This window comes from Bradyrhizobium sp. LeoB3, from assembly GCF_055456055.1.
Genome location: NZ_JBVBEF010000047.1, coordinates 37,732 through 51,732, shown reverse-complemented (window position 1 = coordinate 51,732; position 14,001 = coordinate 37,732). Strand labels below are relative to the sequence as shown.

The 14,001-nt window shown below is 63.0% G+C and carries 12 protein-coding genes; 3 read left to right on the top strand and 9 right to left on the bottom strand.

All coding sequences use genetic code 11. The features are described 5' to 3' along the window. Positions 1-90: 90 nt before the first annotated feature. The 3 genes from ACZXDY_RS26415 to ACZXDY_RS26405 form a co-directional block, all read right to left on the bottom strand. Positions 91-1,311, bottom strand: coding sequence for an acyltransferase family protein (locus ACZXDY_RS26415; RefSeq protein ID WP_464347530.1), 1,221 nt, complete (start codon positions 1,309-1,311; stop codon positions 91-93). Beyond that, a complete protein-coding gene (locus ACZXDY_RS26410) occupies positions 1,308-2,582 on the bottom strand; it encodes a serine hydrolase domain-containing protein (RefSeq protein WP_464347529.1) in 1,275 nt (424 codons plus the stop codon). The genes ACZXDY_RS26415 and ACZXDY_RS26410 overlap by 4 nt, the downstream gene beginning before the upstream one ends. A 163-nt stretch (positions 2,583-2,745) precedes the next feature. Then, the gene (locus ACZXDY_RS26405; RefSeq protein WP_464347528.1) at positions 2,746-3,657 is read right to left on the bottom strand and encodes a LysR family transcriptional regulator; all 912 of its coding nucleotides are present in this window, start codon (positions 3,655-3,657) and stop codon (positions 2,746-2,748) included. 143 nt (positions 3,658-3,800) lie between these two features. Here ACZXDY_RS26405 and ACZXDY_RS26400 point away from each other — a divergent pair, with 143 nt between their 5' ends. After that, complete coding sequence (locus ACZXDY_RS26400) at positions 3,801-4,952, top strand: HlyD family secretion protein (protein ID WP_464347527.1); 1,152 nt, start codon at positions 3,801-3,803, stop codon at positions 4,950-4,952. A 91-nt stretch (positions 4,953-5,043) separates the two neighbouring features. After that, positions 5,044-6,657 (top strand): MDR family MFS transporter, encoded by a 1,614-nt coding sequence (locus ACZXDY_RS26395; protein WP_464347526.1) that lies wholly within the window; start codon positions 5,044-5,046, stop codon positions 6,655-6,657. A gap of 117 nt (positions 6,658-6,774) precedes the next feature. On the opposite strand, the gene ACZXDY_RS26390 is transcribed toward ACZXDY_RS26395, so the two are convergent. From ACZXDY_RS26390 to ACZXDY_RS26370, 5 genes are all read right to left on the bottom strand, one after another. Continuing rightward, the gene (locus tag ACZXDY_RS26390; RefSeq protein ID WP_464347525.1) at positions 6,775-7,632 is read right to left on the bottom strand and encodes a D-amino-acid transaminase; all 858 of its coding nucleotides are present in this window, start codon (positions 7,630-7,632) and stop codon (positions 6,775-6,777) included. A gap of 200 nt (positions 7,633-7,832) precedes the next feature. Then, positions 7,833-8,564: an amino acid ABC transporter ATP-binding protein gene (locus ACZXDY_RS26385; protein WP_130229200.1), complete on the bottom strand. Its 732-nt coding sequence runs from the start codon at positions 8,562-8,564 to the stop codon at positions 7,833-7,835. Positions 8,565-8,749: 185 nt separating this feature from the next. Continuing rightward, positions 8,750-9,442: an amino acid ABC transporter permease gene (locus tag ACZXDY_RS26380; protein ID WP_028168055.1), complete on the bottom strand. Its 693-nt coding sequence runs from the start codon at positions 9,440-9,442 to the stop codon at positions 8,750-8,752. A 1-nt stretch (position 9,443) separates the two neighbouring features. Continuing rightward, on the bottom strand, positions 9,444-10,175 hold the full coding sequence (locus ACZXDY_RS26375; RefSeq protein WP_028168056.1) for an amino acid ABC transporter permease: 732 nt from the start codon (positions 10,173-10,175) through the stop codon (positions 9,444-9,446). 213 nt (positions 10,176-10,388) lie between these two features. Beyond that, complete coding sequence (locus ACZXDY_RS26370; protein ID WP_455998075.1) at positions 10,389-11,300, bottom strand: amino acid ABC transporter substrate-binding protein; 912 nt, start codon at positions 11,298-11,300, stop codon at positions 10,389-10,391. A 392-nt stretch (positions 11,301-11,692) separates the two neighbouring features. Here ACZXDY_RS26370 and budC point away from each other — a divergent pair, with 392 nt between their 5' ends. Continuing rightward, the gene (budC, locus tag ACZXDY_RS26365) at positions 11,693-12,463 is read left to right on the top strand and encodes a meso-2,3-butanediol dehydrogenase (protein ID WP_464347524.1); all 771 of its coding nucleotides are present in this window, start codon (positions 11,693-11,695) and stop codon (positions 12,461-12,463) included. A 42-nt stretch (positions 12,464-12,505) separates the two neighbouring features. Here budC and ACZXDY_RS26360 read toward each other — a convergent pair whose 3' ends face one another. Beyond that, complete coding sequence (locus tag ACZXDY_RS26360; RefSeq protein ID WP_464347523.1) at positions 12,506-13,891, bottom strand: M20 family metallopeptidase; 1,386 nt, start codon at positions 13,889-13,891, stop codon at positions 12,506-12,508. Between the last annotated feature and the right edge of the window lie 110 nt (positions 13,892-14,001).

Here is a 14,001-nt window from a genome sequence, read left to right as displayed (position 1 = left end):
CGGGTGGAGCGTCAGCGTAACCCGGGGAAACTCGTAAACGCTGGTGCAGGTGTCCCGGGTTCCGCGTTCCGCTCCACCCGGGCTACGAGACTAGATCATCCGCGCAACGAGCGGAATCCTGCGCAGCGCCACTGTTAGCGCCCAGCTCGCCGCAAGTGTGCCGGCGAACACGATGGCTGCCTTCAGGCCGGCTGGCCAGGCACGGTCGTAGACCAGGTACTGCAGGTAGATGATGAAGATGTAGTGCAGGAGATAGATGCCATAGGCCGAAGGCTGCATGGCATCTAACAGGGGCAGTTTGGCCCTCGCGAAACGCAGGAAGGTTGCCGGCAGCGCGAACGCCATCGCCGCGCTGAACAGCGCGAAGGCAAACGCGTACGCCACTTCCCACCACGTCGGCGGATTGTTGAAATCGATCCAGTTGTGGTGAGCGTAGACCAGGAACAGGATCGCGCCGTAGAACGCGAGCGCGTAGCCAAGCCACAGCAACCAGCGATTTGCCACTTCGCCGTTCTCCGCGAAAATGCCCGTGCGCAGGCTGACCACGCCGATGCCGACGCCAGTGAAGAAATAGGCGGCATAAAGCAAGATGCGGCTGGTCTGGATCGGCAGCGGATAACCGCCCGGCTCGAGCCAACTCGCATCACCAAAGATGAGGCGCATCGGCACGTAGGAAACAAGCGAGACCACCAGGAATGCCGCGAACGCCGTCATCGGCCGGTTGCGCGTCAAGAAGATCACCTGGCCCAAGCCCTTGAGCAGCCGCGGCCCGACCGACCACACGATGACAGTCAGAATATTGAGCGCGAGCAGCACCCACAGGAACCAGGCCGGTCCCGACGGCCATGGCCCGATGGTGAGCGTGTGCCACCAGAAATAGAAGAAGTTGAAATCGGTCGTGCCAGGCAGATGATAGCGCAGGAAGGTCGGATAGTAGGCCACCGGCATCAGCACGAAGATCGACACCAGATAGGGAACGCCGAGGCGCCAGGCGCGGGCCGCGATGAAATTCGCTCCGCCCCGGCGCGTCAGGCTGTCGTGCACGAACAGGCCCGAGATCAGGAACATGCAGGCCATGAAGAAGCTGTCGTTGAACAACACGACAAGGTCGAAGCCGAGCCAGCGCGCTTTGTCGCCGCTGCCGAAATGAGTGTAGTTCACCACCGAATGATGGATCAGCACCAACAGGATGATGAAGGTGCGCGCGCGGTCGAGCGCAACGATGCGGGTCGTCGCGATTGCGCCTTGATCGGTTCCGTCGGTCTTGCGCAGCATCGGGGGCCGTTTCGGATCAGGCTTCTGTTCGATCACTTTTCGAACGCATCGTAAACAATCCTCTTGACGTTGACCTCGACGTGCCATCGCCCGGAGGGCGCGTTCAAGAGCAGCACGAAGAACATGTCCTGGGCCGGGTCAACGACGATATACGCCCCCGAAGCGCCGTCCCACTTGATCTCGCCGGGCGAGCCCGGCGGAGGCGGCACGGCATTGCCGGCATCGGTGCGGATCCCGAACCCGTAGCCGAAGCCAAAGCCGTCGCCCGGATAGTAGAAATAGTTGCGGGCGACGCCCGATCCCGGCCCGATATGGTCAGTCATCATTGCCTTGAAAGTTTTCGGGCCGAGAATGGTCTTGCCATTCAGCGTGCCGCCATTGAGCAGCATCTGGCCGTAACGCGCCATGTCGGCAACCGTCGATACCAGGCCGCCGCCACCGGACTCCCAGCGCGTCACGTCGAGCGGATTGCGCTCGATGCGCTCGTCACTGCGCAGCCGCCGCGCATAGCGGGCGCGCTCCGCCGGGTCGGTCAGGAAATATTTGGTCGTGGTCATGCCGAGCGGCTCGAACAGCGCCGTCTTCTCGAACTCATAGAGCGATTGTCCCGATGCGACCTCGATGACGCGGCCGAGTACATCGATCGAATGGCCGTAGTCCCATAATGTGCGCGGCTGCTCGGCAAGCGGCAGCTTCGCGATCCGCTCCGCGAATTCGGCATTGTCGAAGTCGCCGAGATAGATGCCGTCATAGGCCGCCTTCACCAGCCCCGCGCCATAGAAGCCGTAGGTGATGCCCGACGTGTGCAGCAACAGATCCTCGATCGTGACCGGACGGATCAGCGGCACCAGATCGAGCACCGGGCGACCCGACTCGTCCTTGCGCTCGACGCCGACCTTCATGTTGGCAAAGGAAGGGATGTATTTGCTGACGGGATCGTCGAGCGCGATCTTGCCGCGGTCGATTAGGATCATCGCCGCCACGCTGGTGACCGTCTTCGTCACCGAATGCAGTGGAAAGATCGTATCCGCAGTCATATCGATGTTCGCTTCGACGTCGCGCTTACCGAAGCATTTGAAATAGATCGGCTTGCCATGCCGCTGGATCAGCAGCGCCGCGCCGGGAATCTTTCCGGTCGCGCTTTGCTCGGTGAGGAAGTCATCGAGACGCGAGAGCTTTTCCATCGACAGCGGCGCATTCGGTGGCGGCCCGAACGCCGCGGCCGGCAACGGCGCGAGCAGGCAGGCGAGCATCACCGCAAGCGGCGTCATGGTTCGACACAATGACACCCGCTTCAGCGCAAACATGCCGCTCCCTCCTGCCCTATTCTCATGCAATCTATTGGATTACGCTTCGCCGCGCCATCACATCGTCACTGGAAGCGATGCCCTCAGCGGGCGAATACGAAAAGAAAACTCGTAGGGTGGGCACGCTTCGCTTTGCTTACCCTACGAAGCCGCGATTGCGGCATCACGAATAGGGGTCGATCAGCTTCTGCTGCTCGGCGCTGTGGTTGACCAGCATGTCGATGAAAGTCCGCACCTTCGCCGATAGATGATGGCGATGTGGATAGACCGCGTTCAACGAAAGCTCGACGGGCCGGTATTCCGGCAGCAGGCGGACCAGCCGTCCGGCTTCGAGATCGCCGTGAACCAGGAAGCCCGCTGCGAGGCAGATGCCGGCCCCCTGCAGCGCCGCCATGCGCAGCGCCTCACCGCTGTTGGTGGTGAACCGGCCGGATACCTTCACTGATGCCGGCGCGCCTGTGCGGTCGATGAACCGCCACTCGTCCTGGTACGGATAGTTTACGTGCCGCACGCAATCGCGCTCGCTGAGCTGGGCAAGCTCATGCACCGCGCCGTGCCGTTCGATGTAGTCGTGCGAGCAGCACAGCACGTGGCGCCAGGTGGCGAGACTGCGCACGATCAGGCTTGAATCCGGCGGCCGGATCATGCGCACGGCCACGTCAAAGCCCTCGTCGATCATGTCGACCGTGCGCTCGCCCATCGAGAGATCGACCCTGACCTCCGGATAGGTCTTCAGGAACTCGGCGACGACGGGCGCGACATAGGGCACCGTGTGGGTATGGGTATAGACGCGCAGCGTGCCGCGCGGCGTCGAATGCAGCGCGCCGGCGATGTCGTCGGCCTGCTCGATGTCGGCGAGGATCTGCACGCAGCGGTCGTAATAGGTGCGCCCGACCTCGGTGAGACTCACCTTGCGCGTGGTGCGGTTGAGCAGCCGGACGCCGAGCCGGTCCTCCAGCGCCTGGACATGGTTGCTGACCATGGTCGTGGACATGTTGAGGCGGCGGCCGGCGGCCGAAAAGCCGCCGCTATCCACCACCCGGACAAAGGCCGTCAGGCTGGTCAACCGGTCCATGCGCGAGTTCCCGATTATTTGCTCTCACTGGATAATCCTTCCAGTTTTGGCGGGATTATCACAGCGCTGGAGACATCGCATGTATGTCGCGGATTTGGCGCCCTCCCGCCCGGGAGGCGCGCCTAAACGTATTCGGGGTAGCCATGTCGACGACATCCTATGTCACTGATACAAAAGAGAAAATAAGCCTGCGCCCGTCGCGGCTGTTGATCAGGCGGGCGGCATTGGCGCTGGTCGCCGTGCTCGGCGTCGCCGGCATTGCCGATTTCGGCTACGACTATCTCACTACCGGCCGCTACCTCGAATCGACCGATGACGCATATGTGAAGGCCGACTCCACGATCGTCTCGCCGAAGGTCTCCGGCTATATCGCACAGGTGCTGGTCGGCGATAACCAGCCGGTCAAGGCCGGGCAGTTGCTGGCCGAAATCGACGACCGCGATTTCCGCGCCGCACTGGCCCAGGCCCATGCCGACGTCGACGCCTCCGAGGCTGCGGTGCGCAACCTCGATGCCCAGCTTGCCCAGCAGCAGCCCATCATCGAACAGGAAACGGCCGACGTCGCGGCCGCCGAAGCCAATCTGAAATTCGCCCAGGAGGAGCAGGCTCGCTACGAGGGGCTGATGAAGACCGGCTCCGGCACCGTGCAGCGCGCGCAGCAGACCGACGCCGCGCTCCGTGCCAGCAACGCGCAATTGCAGCACTCCAAGTCCGGCCTGCTCGCCGCCCAGCGCAAGGTCGATGTGCTCACCACCGAACGCGCCAAGGCGGTCGCGCAGCTCGATCGCGCCCGCGCGGTGGAGCGGCAGGCATCGCTGAACCTCAGCTATACGCGGATCACCGCGCCAGTCGACGGCACCGTCGGCGCACGCTCGCTCAGGGTCGGACAATATGTTCAGGCCGGCACGCAGTTGATGGCGGTGGTGCCGCTCGATGCCGTCTACGTCGTCGCCAACTTCAAGGAGACCCAGCTCACGAATGTGCGCAACGGCCAGCCGGTCGAAGTCGAGATCGACGGTTTCCGCGGCACCAAGCTGCGCGGCCATGTCGACAGTCTGTCGCCCGCGAGCGGACTCGAATTTGCGCTGCTGCCGCCGGACAACGCCACCGGCAATTTCACCAAGATCGTGCAGCGCGTGCCGGTCAAGATCGTACTCGATGATATCAGGCTGAAGGGCCTGTTGCGCCCGGGCATGTCCGCAGTGCCGACCGTCGACACCAAGGCCACCGTGCTGGCCGAGCGCGAAGCCAAGAGCCGACTTGCCGCCAGCGCCGCGTGGCCGGATGGAGGCTAGCGGCGAGTTCTCCTCTCCCGCATGCGGGAGAGGAGTGCAGCATCGATCGCGGAAGCAATTCGGCTTCATCACGCGCTAGCGGACGAGACTAATGACCACGCTACAGCCCACGCTCAACGCCGCGTCCTCCGCGGACCTCAGCCCAAAACCCGCCGCCGCACCGGCTATCCCCGCAAAAATTTGGATCGCGGTGGTCGGCGCCAATCTCGGCGCCTTCATGGCGGTGCTCAACATCCAGATCGTCAACGCCTCGCTGGCGGACATCCAGGGCGCGATCGGCGCCGGCATCGATGACGGCGGCTGGATTTCGACCTCCTATCTGGTCGCCGAGATCGTGGTGATCCCCCTGAGCGGCTGGCTCGCGCAGGTGTTCTCGGTCCGGCGCTATCTCCTGACCAACGCTGTTCTGTTCCTTGTCTTTTCCGCGGCCTGCGCGCTCGCGCACGACCTGCCGCAGATGATCGCGCTGCGCGCCGTGCAGGGTTTCACCGGCGGCGTGCTGATCCCGATGGCGTTCACCTTGATCATCACGCTGCTGCCTAAGGCGAAGCAGCCAATCGGGCTCGCCATATTCGCGTTGTCGGCGACGTTCGCGCCGGCGATCGGCCCGACCATCGGCGGCTATCTCACCGAGAACTGGGGCTGGCAGTACATCTTCTATGTCAACCTGGTGCCCGGCGCGATCATGGTCGGCATGCTCTATTTCTCGCTGGAAGCAAAACCAATGAAGCTCTCGCTTCTGCGCGAGGGCGACTGGCCCGGCATCATCACCATGGCGATCGGCCTGTCCGCACTGCAGACGGTGCTGGAAGAGGGCAACAAGGACGACTGGTTCGGCTCGCCCTTCATCGTCCGCCTCTCCGTCATCGCGGCGGTGGCGCTAGTGGCGTTCATCGTGATCGAGCTCACCGCGAACAAGCCGCTGCTCAACCTGCGCCTGCTGCTCCGCCGTAACTTCGGCTTCGGCATGCTGGCCAATTTCCTGCTCGGCACTGCGCTGTACGGCTCGGTGTTCATCCTGCCGCAATATCTGTCACGGATTCAGGGCTACAATGCCGAGCAGATCGGCATGGTGCTGGCATGGACCGGGCTGCCGCAGCTCGTGCTGATCCCGCTGGTGCCACGCCTGATGCAGCGCTTCGACCCGCGCATCATCATCGGCGTCGGCTTCACGCTGTTCGCCGCTTCCAATTTCATGAACATCTATATGACCTATGACTACGCCACCGACCAGTTGTTCTGGCCGAACATCGTGCGCGCCATCGGCCAGGCGCTGGTGATGGCGCCGCTGTCGGCGGTCGCGACCGCAGGGATCGAGGCCGAGAATGCCGGCTCGGCGTCCGGGCTTTTCAATATGATGCGCAATCTCGGTGGCGCCGTCGGCATCGCGCTGTTGCAGACGCTGCTGACCAAACGTGAGCAGTATCATTCCAACGTGCTGATGCAGTCGGTCTCGCTATTGGAGCAGGCGACCCGCACGCGGATCGAGCAGCTTACACAGTATTTCATGAGCCATGGCGTCGCCGACCATGCCGACGCCACGCACCGCGCCATCGTCGCAGTCGGCAGGATCGTGCAGAAGCAGGCTTACATTCTGGCTTTCAGCGACACCTTTTACGTGATGGGCGTCGCGCTGATCGTCGCGCTGTTCGCCGCGGCGCTCCTGAAGAAGCCGAATGCGCTGGCCGGCGGCGGCGCGCATTAGGATTGCCGCGGGCAACCCCTCGTCATGCGCGGGCTTGACCCGCGCATCCATCAAAAAAGACTCTTCCGAAGCGAGATGGATTGCCGGGTCAAGCCCGGCAATGACGAGGGTGACATGCTACACCGCGGTCGCCTTGGCGAACTCCACATAGATCTCGCGCAGCCGCTCCGTCATCGGGCCGGGCTTGCCATTGCCGACCTTCTTGCCGTCGATGGCGACCACCGCCTGCACGAACAGGCTGGCGCTGGTGATGAAGGCTTCCTTGGCGGCCAGCGCCTCCTCGATCGAGAAGGCGCGCTCCTCGACGCGGAGCTGGCGTTCCTCGGCGAGCGCCACCACGGCCTTACGGGTGCAGCCGGGCAGAATTTCGCTGCCGTTCTGTCGGGTCACGATGACGTCGTCCTGGGTCAGGATGAAGGCAGAGGACGAGCCGCCCTCGGTGACCTTGCTGTCCTGGATCATCCAGGCCTCGCCGGCGCCGGCTTCGGCGGCCGCCTGCTTGGCCAGCACCTGCGCCAGCAGCGCCACGCTCTTGATGTCGCGCCGCTCCCAGCGGATGTCGGGCACCGTGATCACGTTGATGCCGGTCTTGGCCGAGGGCGCCCCGACGATGTCCTTCTCAGAGGTGAACATCACCAGCGTCGGCTTCACCCCCTTGGGAAAGGCAAAATCGCGGCCGGTATCGGCGCCCCGGGTCACCTCCAGATAGACCATGCCGTTGACGAGCTTGTTGCGCGCCACCAGCTCTTTCTGGATGTCCTGGATCCGCGCGATGCTCTCCGGCAGTTCCAGCCTGATCTCGCCGACCGAGCGCTCCAGTCGCGCCAGATGCGAGGCGTTGTCGACCAGCTTGCCGTCGAGCACGGCGGCCACCTCGTAGATCCCATCGGCGAACAGGAAGCCGCGGTCGAGGACCGACACTTTGGCCTCCGAAAGGGGTACATAGGAGCCGTTGACGTAAGCGATCTTTTCCAAGCGAAGTCTCCCGGACGTAGTGATGCGATCGGGTTTCTATACGCAATTCGTTAACGCCGATAGGCCTTCCAGGCCATCAAACCCTCGGCGTCATTCCGGGGCGATGCGCAGCATCGAGCCCGGAATCCATTTCCCCGCCAGCGCAAGCGGCTGAATGGATTCCGGGCTCACGCTTCGCGTGCCCCGGAATGACGGCAGTATTAATGCTGCAAGATCTTCGAGAGGAACTTCTGCGCGCGGTCGCTGCGCGGCTTGCCGAAGAAATCCGCCTTCAGCGCATCCTCGACGATCTCGCCCTGATCCATGAAGATCACGCGATGGGCGACCTTGCTGGCAAAGCCCATTTCATGAGTGACGACCATCATGGTCATGCCCTCGCGCGCGAGGTCGACCATCACGTCGAGCACCTCGCTGATCATTTCCGGATCGAGCGCCGAGGTCGGCTCGTCGAACAGCATCGCGACGGGGTCCATCGCCAGCGCCCGCGCAATCGCGACGCGCTGCTGCTGCCCGCCGGAAAGCTCCGCCGGATATTTCTTTGCGTGCTCCTTCAGCCCGACGCGATCGAGCAGCTTCATCCCCTTTGCCACCGCTTCATCGTGCTTGCGGCCGAGCACTTTCTCCTGCGCCAGGCAGAGATTGTCGATAATCCGCAAATGGGGAAACAGCTCGAAGTGCTGGAACACCATGCCAACCCGCGCGCGCAGCTTCGGCAGGTCGGTCTTGGGATCATTGACCTTGATGCCGTCCAGGATGATCTCGCCGCCCTGGATCGGCTCCAGCGCATTGACGCATTTGATCAGCGTCGACTTGCCCGATCCCGAAGGGCCACAGACCACCACGACCTCGCCCTTGGCGACGCTGGTGGTGCAGTCCTTCAGCACCTGGAAGGTCGGCCCGTACCATTTGTTGACGTGGCGAAGTTCGATCATGCCTGGCTCAACTCTTGCCGCGAGATCACCTCTCCCGAAGGGAGACGTCGGCGCGCAGCGCCGGGTGAGGGGTTAAGGTCCCTCGATAGAGCAGAGCCCCTCACCCGGATCGCTTGTGCGATCCGACCTCTCCCTATGGGAGAGGTGAAGAGATGCGTGCCTCGAAATTTCAACTGCATGACTATCTACCGAACGATGGCGATGCGCGCCTGGAGGCGGCGGACGCCGAAGGAGGCAAGGCAGGAGATGGTGAAATAGACCACGGCCGCGAACAGGTACATCTCGACCAGCCGCCCGTCGCGCTGCGCCACCTTGCTGGCGGCGCCGAGGAAATCCGGGATCGACAGGACGTAGACCAGCGAGGTGTCCTGGAACAGCACGATGGTCTGGGTGAGCAGCACCGGCAGCATGTTGCGGAACGCCTGCGGCAGCACGACGTAGCGCATGCTCTGCGCGTAGGTCAGGCCCAGCGCGCTCGCTGCTGCCGGCTGGCCGCGCGAGATCGACTGGATGCCGGCGCGCATGATCTCGGAGAAATACGCCGCCTCGAACATGATGAAGGTGATCAGCGAGGAGGCGAACGCGCCGACGCTGATCGGGCGCGATGCGCCGGTCAGCCACTGCCCGATATAGGGCACCAGGAAATAGAACCAGAAGATCACCAGCACCAGCGGCAGCGAGCGCATGAAATCGACATAGAGCCCGGCGATGCGGCCGAGCAGCTTGAAGCCGGACAAGCGCATCAGCGCGATCAGCGTTCCAAACACCAACCCGCCCAGCGCCGACAGCGCGGTCAGCGTCAGCGTGAACGTCATGCCGTCGACGAAGAGATAGGGCAGCGAGCGGCGGATGACGTCGAAATCGAAGCTGCCGAGCATGCTATTTCCCCGCGATGTAGCCGGGAATCGCGACCTTGCGCTCCAGGAAGCGCATGCCGGTGACGACGACGATATTGACCAGCAGATACATGATGGTCGCGGCCGTGAAGGCTTCGAACACCTGGAACGAGAATTCCTGCATCGCGCGCGCCTGCCCGGTCAATTCGATCAGCCCGATGGTGATCGCCACCGCCGTGTTCTTCACGGTGTTGAGGAATTCGGAGGTCAGCGGCGGCAGGATGATCCGATAGGCCATCGGCAGCAGCACGTAGCGATAGGTCTGTGCCGTCGTCAGCCCGAGCGCGGTCGCCGCCTGCTTCTGGCCCCGCGGCAGCGAGGCGATACCGGCGGCAAGCTGCACGGCAACGCGCGCCGACATGAACAGCCCGACGCCGATCGAAGCCGTCCAGAACGGCGCGTTCGGCATTTGCTTCAGCCACAGTCCCGCCGCGCGCGGCAACAGTTCCGGCAGCACGAAGAACCACAGGAAGAGCTGCACCAGCAGCGGCATGTTGCGGAAGAATTCGACATAACAGAAGCCGATCCAGCCTGCGACCTTCGACGGCAGCGTGCGCAGCACGCCAACCACCGAGCCGAACACCAGCGCGATGATCCAGGCCGTGAGCGCGGTCTTGATCGTCAGCGCCAGCCCCGACAGCAGCATGTCGAGATAGGTGCCACTGCCGGTCGGGTTCGGCTCGAAGAAGATCTGCCAGTTCCAGTGATAGTTCAAAGCTCCCCCGTTCCGCTATACGCCCGGCCCGCCCATGCAATGGCCGGGCCAAGGATGGCCGGCCAGCCGCTGTTTCCCCTCATCCTGAGGAGCTTGCGCAGCAAGCGTCTCGAAGGATGAGGCCACGGTCGGGCCTCATGGTTCTCCCGGCGATGCGAAGCATCGTCCGCAGACGCGCTACGCGCTCCTCACCATGAGGGTCTAAAGCTGCGTTTACTTATACGAATCCGGGTCCGGCGAGTCCGAGGGCTTGGCGAACTCGTTCTTCAGCTCCGCAGCGATCGGCGTATTCAGGTTCAGCCCTTTCGGCGGGATCTTCTGCGTGAACCATTTGTCGTAGATCTTCTGTCCCTCGCCGCCGGTGTAGAGCGCGGCAGTCGCCGCATCGACCACCTTCTTGAAGGCCGGGTCGTCCTTGCGCAGCATGATGCCGTAAGGCTCCGGCTTCGAGAATGCGTCCTTCGAGATCACGTAATCGTCGGGCGTTTTCGACCCCGCAACCAGACTTGCGAGCAGGATATCGTCCATCACGAAGGCGACCGCGCGGTCGGTTTCGACCATCAGGAACGCCTCCGCATGGTCCTTGGCCGGGATGATGTTGACGTTGAGCCCGCGCGCGGCGTTGGCCTCGGTGAGCTGCTTGATGTTGGTGGTGCCCGCGGTCGACACCACGGCCTTGCCCTTGAGATCGTCGATCGAATTGAGCTTGCTCGACTTCTTCGAGACGTAGCGGCTCGCGGTGAGGAAATGGGTGTTGGTGAAGGAAATCTGCTTCTGCCGCTCGGCATTGTTAGTGGTCGAGCCGCATTCGAGATCGATGGTGCCGTTGGCGAGCAGCGGAATGCGGGTCGATGACGTCACCGGATTGAGTTTCACCTCGAGCTTGTCGAGCTTCAGTTCCTTTTTCACCGCGTCGACGATCTTGTAGCAGATGTCCATCGCATAGCCGATCGGCTTCTGGTTGTCGTCGAGATAGGAGAAGGGGATTGAGGAGTCGCGGTGGCCGAGCGTGATCGTGCCGGTCTCCTTGATGTTCTTCAACGTCCCCGTCAGCTCCTGGGCGCCGGCCTCAGCCGCGCCGAGCGCGGCGGCGAGCGCGAAGCCGATCGAAAGAAGGCGTTTCATGCGTAGTTCTCCTCGTTTGGATAGGTTCGATTGTGTCAGAATGTCCGTCAGCCGCATTTGGTCGGACGGCGCGGCAACGCCGCGACGGCGGCAGGGCTCGCATCCGAGATGACGTCATATGGCTCAAGCAGGTGTCCCCAACGTGCCCGGCGATGGCTGCCGCCATGATGGCCTGAAGTGCGGACAGTCGCAAGGTACCCGCGGCGGTGCACTTTAGTCGCACCCGCTAGCGCCTCGTCGAGAGCGCTCCGCCTCCGCGCAGCCGATTCGTAGTCTCGTCGCCGTGAGCGCCTTCAAATGTAGCCAAGAATGTCTCCGCTGAAATACAACTGCAATCGAAGCTCCCCAGCATCCGCCGACGCATCGATCGCATCAGGTGGAGTTCACGAGCTATGTCCCGAAGGTTCGACGGCAAGGTAGTCATCGTCACCGGCGCCGGCAGTGGTATCGGCGCTGCGACCGCACGCCGATTTCATGAGGAAGGAGCGATCGTCGTCCTGAACGGACGCCGGGCGTCCAAATTGCAGGACGTCGCCGCAACCTTGACAGCCGACCGCTGCATGATCCGGCCGGCTGATGTCTCCAACGCGAATGCTGTTGAAGATCTCGTGACCGATGTCGTCCGCAGGCTCGGCAGGATCGACATTGTCGTCAACAACGCGGGAACGGGAACTGCCGGGGCTTTCCTCGATCTGCCCACTCAGAATTGGCGCGAGGTCTTCGCGGTCAACGTCGATGGGGTCTTCAACGTAACGCGGGCGACGCTTGCTTATCTTATCGAGAGCAAGGGCTCGATCATCAACGTGTCATCCATTTCGGGGCTTGGCGGCGATCGCGGGCTCAACTTTTACAACGCCACAAAAGGCGCGGTCAGCAATCTCACGCGGAGCCTGGCCCTCGAATTTGCCTCAAAAGGCGTGCGCATCAACGCGGTCTGTCCAGGCACCATATTCACCGACCTGACGAGGCGCGTCTTCGAACGCTTCCCAGACGTGCTTCAACGGCTAGAAGAACGCATTCCCCTGGGACGGGCAGCCCAGCCGGAAGAAGTTGCCGGTGTCATCGCGTTTCTTGCCAGTGATGATGCCAGCTTTGTAAATGGCGTAAACTTGGTGATCGATGGCGGCGTCGGCGCATCGACGGGCTCGGCATCCTTCATATAGTCCGTCCGTCATATGGGGACTCGCTTGGTGCATCGGCCGCGATCACAGCGCCCGCGCCATCTCGCCGAGATCCCAGAACAGGCCGGCCATGATCGCGAGCGCCTCTTCGGTCACCGGCAGCAGAATGTGCTCGTCAGGTGCGTGCTGCGAGCAGCCGGGATAGGAATGCGGCACCCAGATCGTGGGCAGGCCCAATCCTTCCGAAAATACGTCGTTCGGCAGCGAGCCGCCGAAATTCGGCAGCACCGCCGGCGCCTTGCCGGTGGTGTTGCGGATCGATTGCGCGGTCCAGTCGATCCAGGGACTGTCCATGTCGGTCCGCGACGCCGCAAAGCGCTGGGCACCGCTGACTTCGACCATCGGGAAACCATTGGCATGGAGATGCGCACGCACGGCATCGACGACCTCGCCAATCTTCGTGCCGACGACGAAGCGAAGCTGCAAAACGGCATTCGCTTTTCCGGGGATCGCATTCGCGGGGCTTGCGATATTGCCCGAGGACATCGCCAGCACTTCCAGCGTGTTCCAGGCGTAGAGCCGCTCGGCGGGCGAAAGTCCCTCCTCGCCCCAGTCCGGCGACAATGCCGGCTCGTCCGGGCCCGGCTCGACCTTCACATCCGCCAGCGCCGCGCGGACCCGGTTCGAGATCGGTGGCGGTTTCAAGGCTTCCAGTTTCATCCGGCCCTTGGCGTCGACCAGGCTCGCGATCGCGTTCGCCAGGATCGTTGCAGGATTGGCGAGCACACCGCCCCAATTGCCGGAATGATGCCCGCCCTCGCGCAGGTTGACGTCGAGATGGATACGGTTGCCGCCGCGGCAGCCGAGGAAGATCGTGGGCCGCTCGGCCGAAAGCCGCGGCCCGTCGGATGCCAGGAACAGATCGGCCTTGAGTTCCTCACGATGGGCTTCGCAGACCGTTCGCAGGTCGGGCGAGCCGATCTCCTCCCCGGTCTCGATGATGAACTTTACGTTGAAGCCGAGCCTGCCGCCGCGGGTCTCCCGCACCGCACGCAGCGCCGCGATATTGATGCTGTGCTGGCCCTTGTTGTCTGCGGTGCCGCGGCCATAGACGCGGTCGCCCTTGATGGTGGTCTTCCAGGGATCGAGATTGTCGCGCCATTCGCCGATCATGCCGTCGACGACGTCGCCATGGCCGTAAGTGAGCACGGTCGGGCGCGAGGCGTTCTCGATATATTCGGCCACGAGATATGGGCCCTTGCCTGTCGGCGATTCGATCAGGCGAGTCTTGAAATCGAGTTCGGCCAGCGCGGGCTGCAGATTCTCCGTGAGATAGGCGCGTAGCGCGTCACCGCTGCCAGGATTTTGGCTTTCCGTGCGATAGCCGACCCGCTTGTCGAGCTCGCGCAGGAACTCGCCAGAGTGAAATTGCGCGCGCACCCGCGCGATCGCGTCAGCCCTGTCAGCCATGATCTGCCTTTCCCGCAACCAACCTGCCCACCTCTTATAGGGATATCGCGGCGGCTGGAAGACGCCCGAATAAAGCTTGCCAACGCTCGCCAAGCTGCAACAATTTCCGC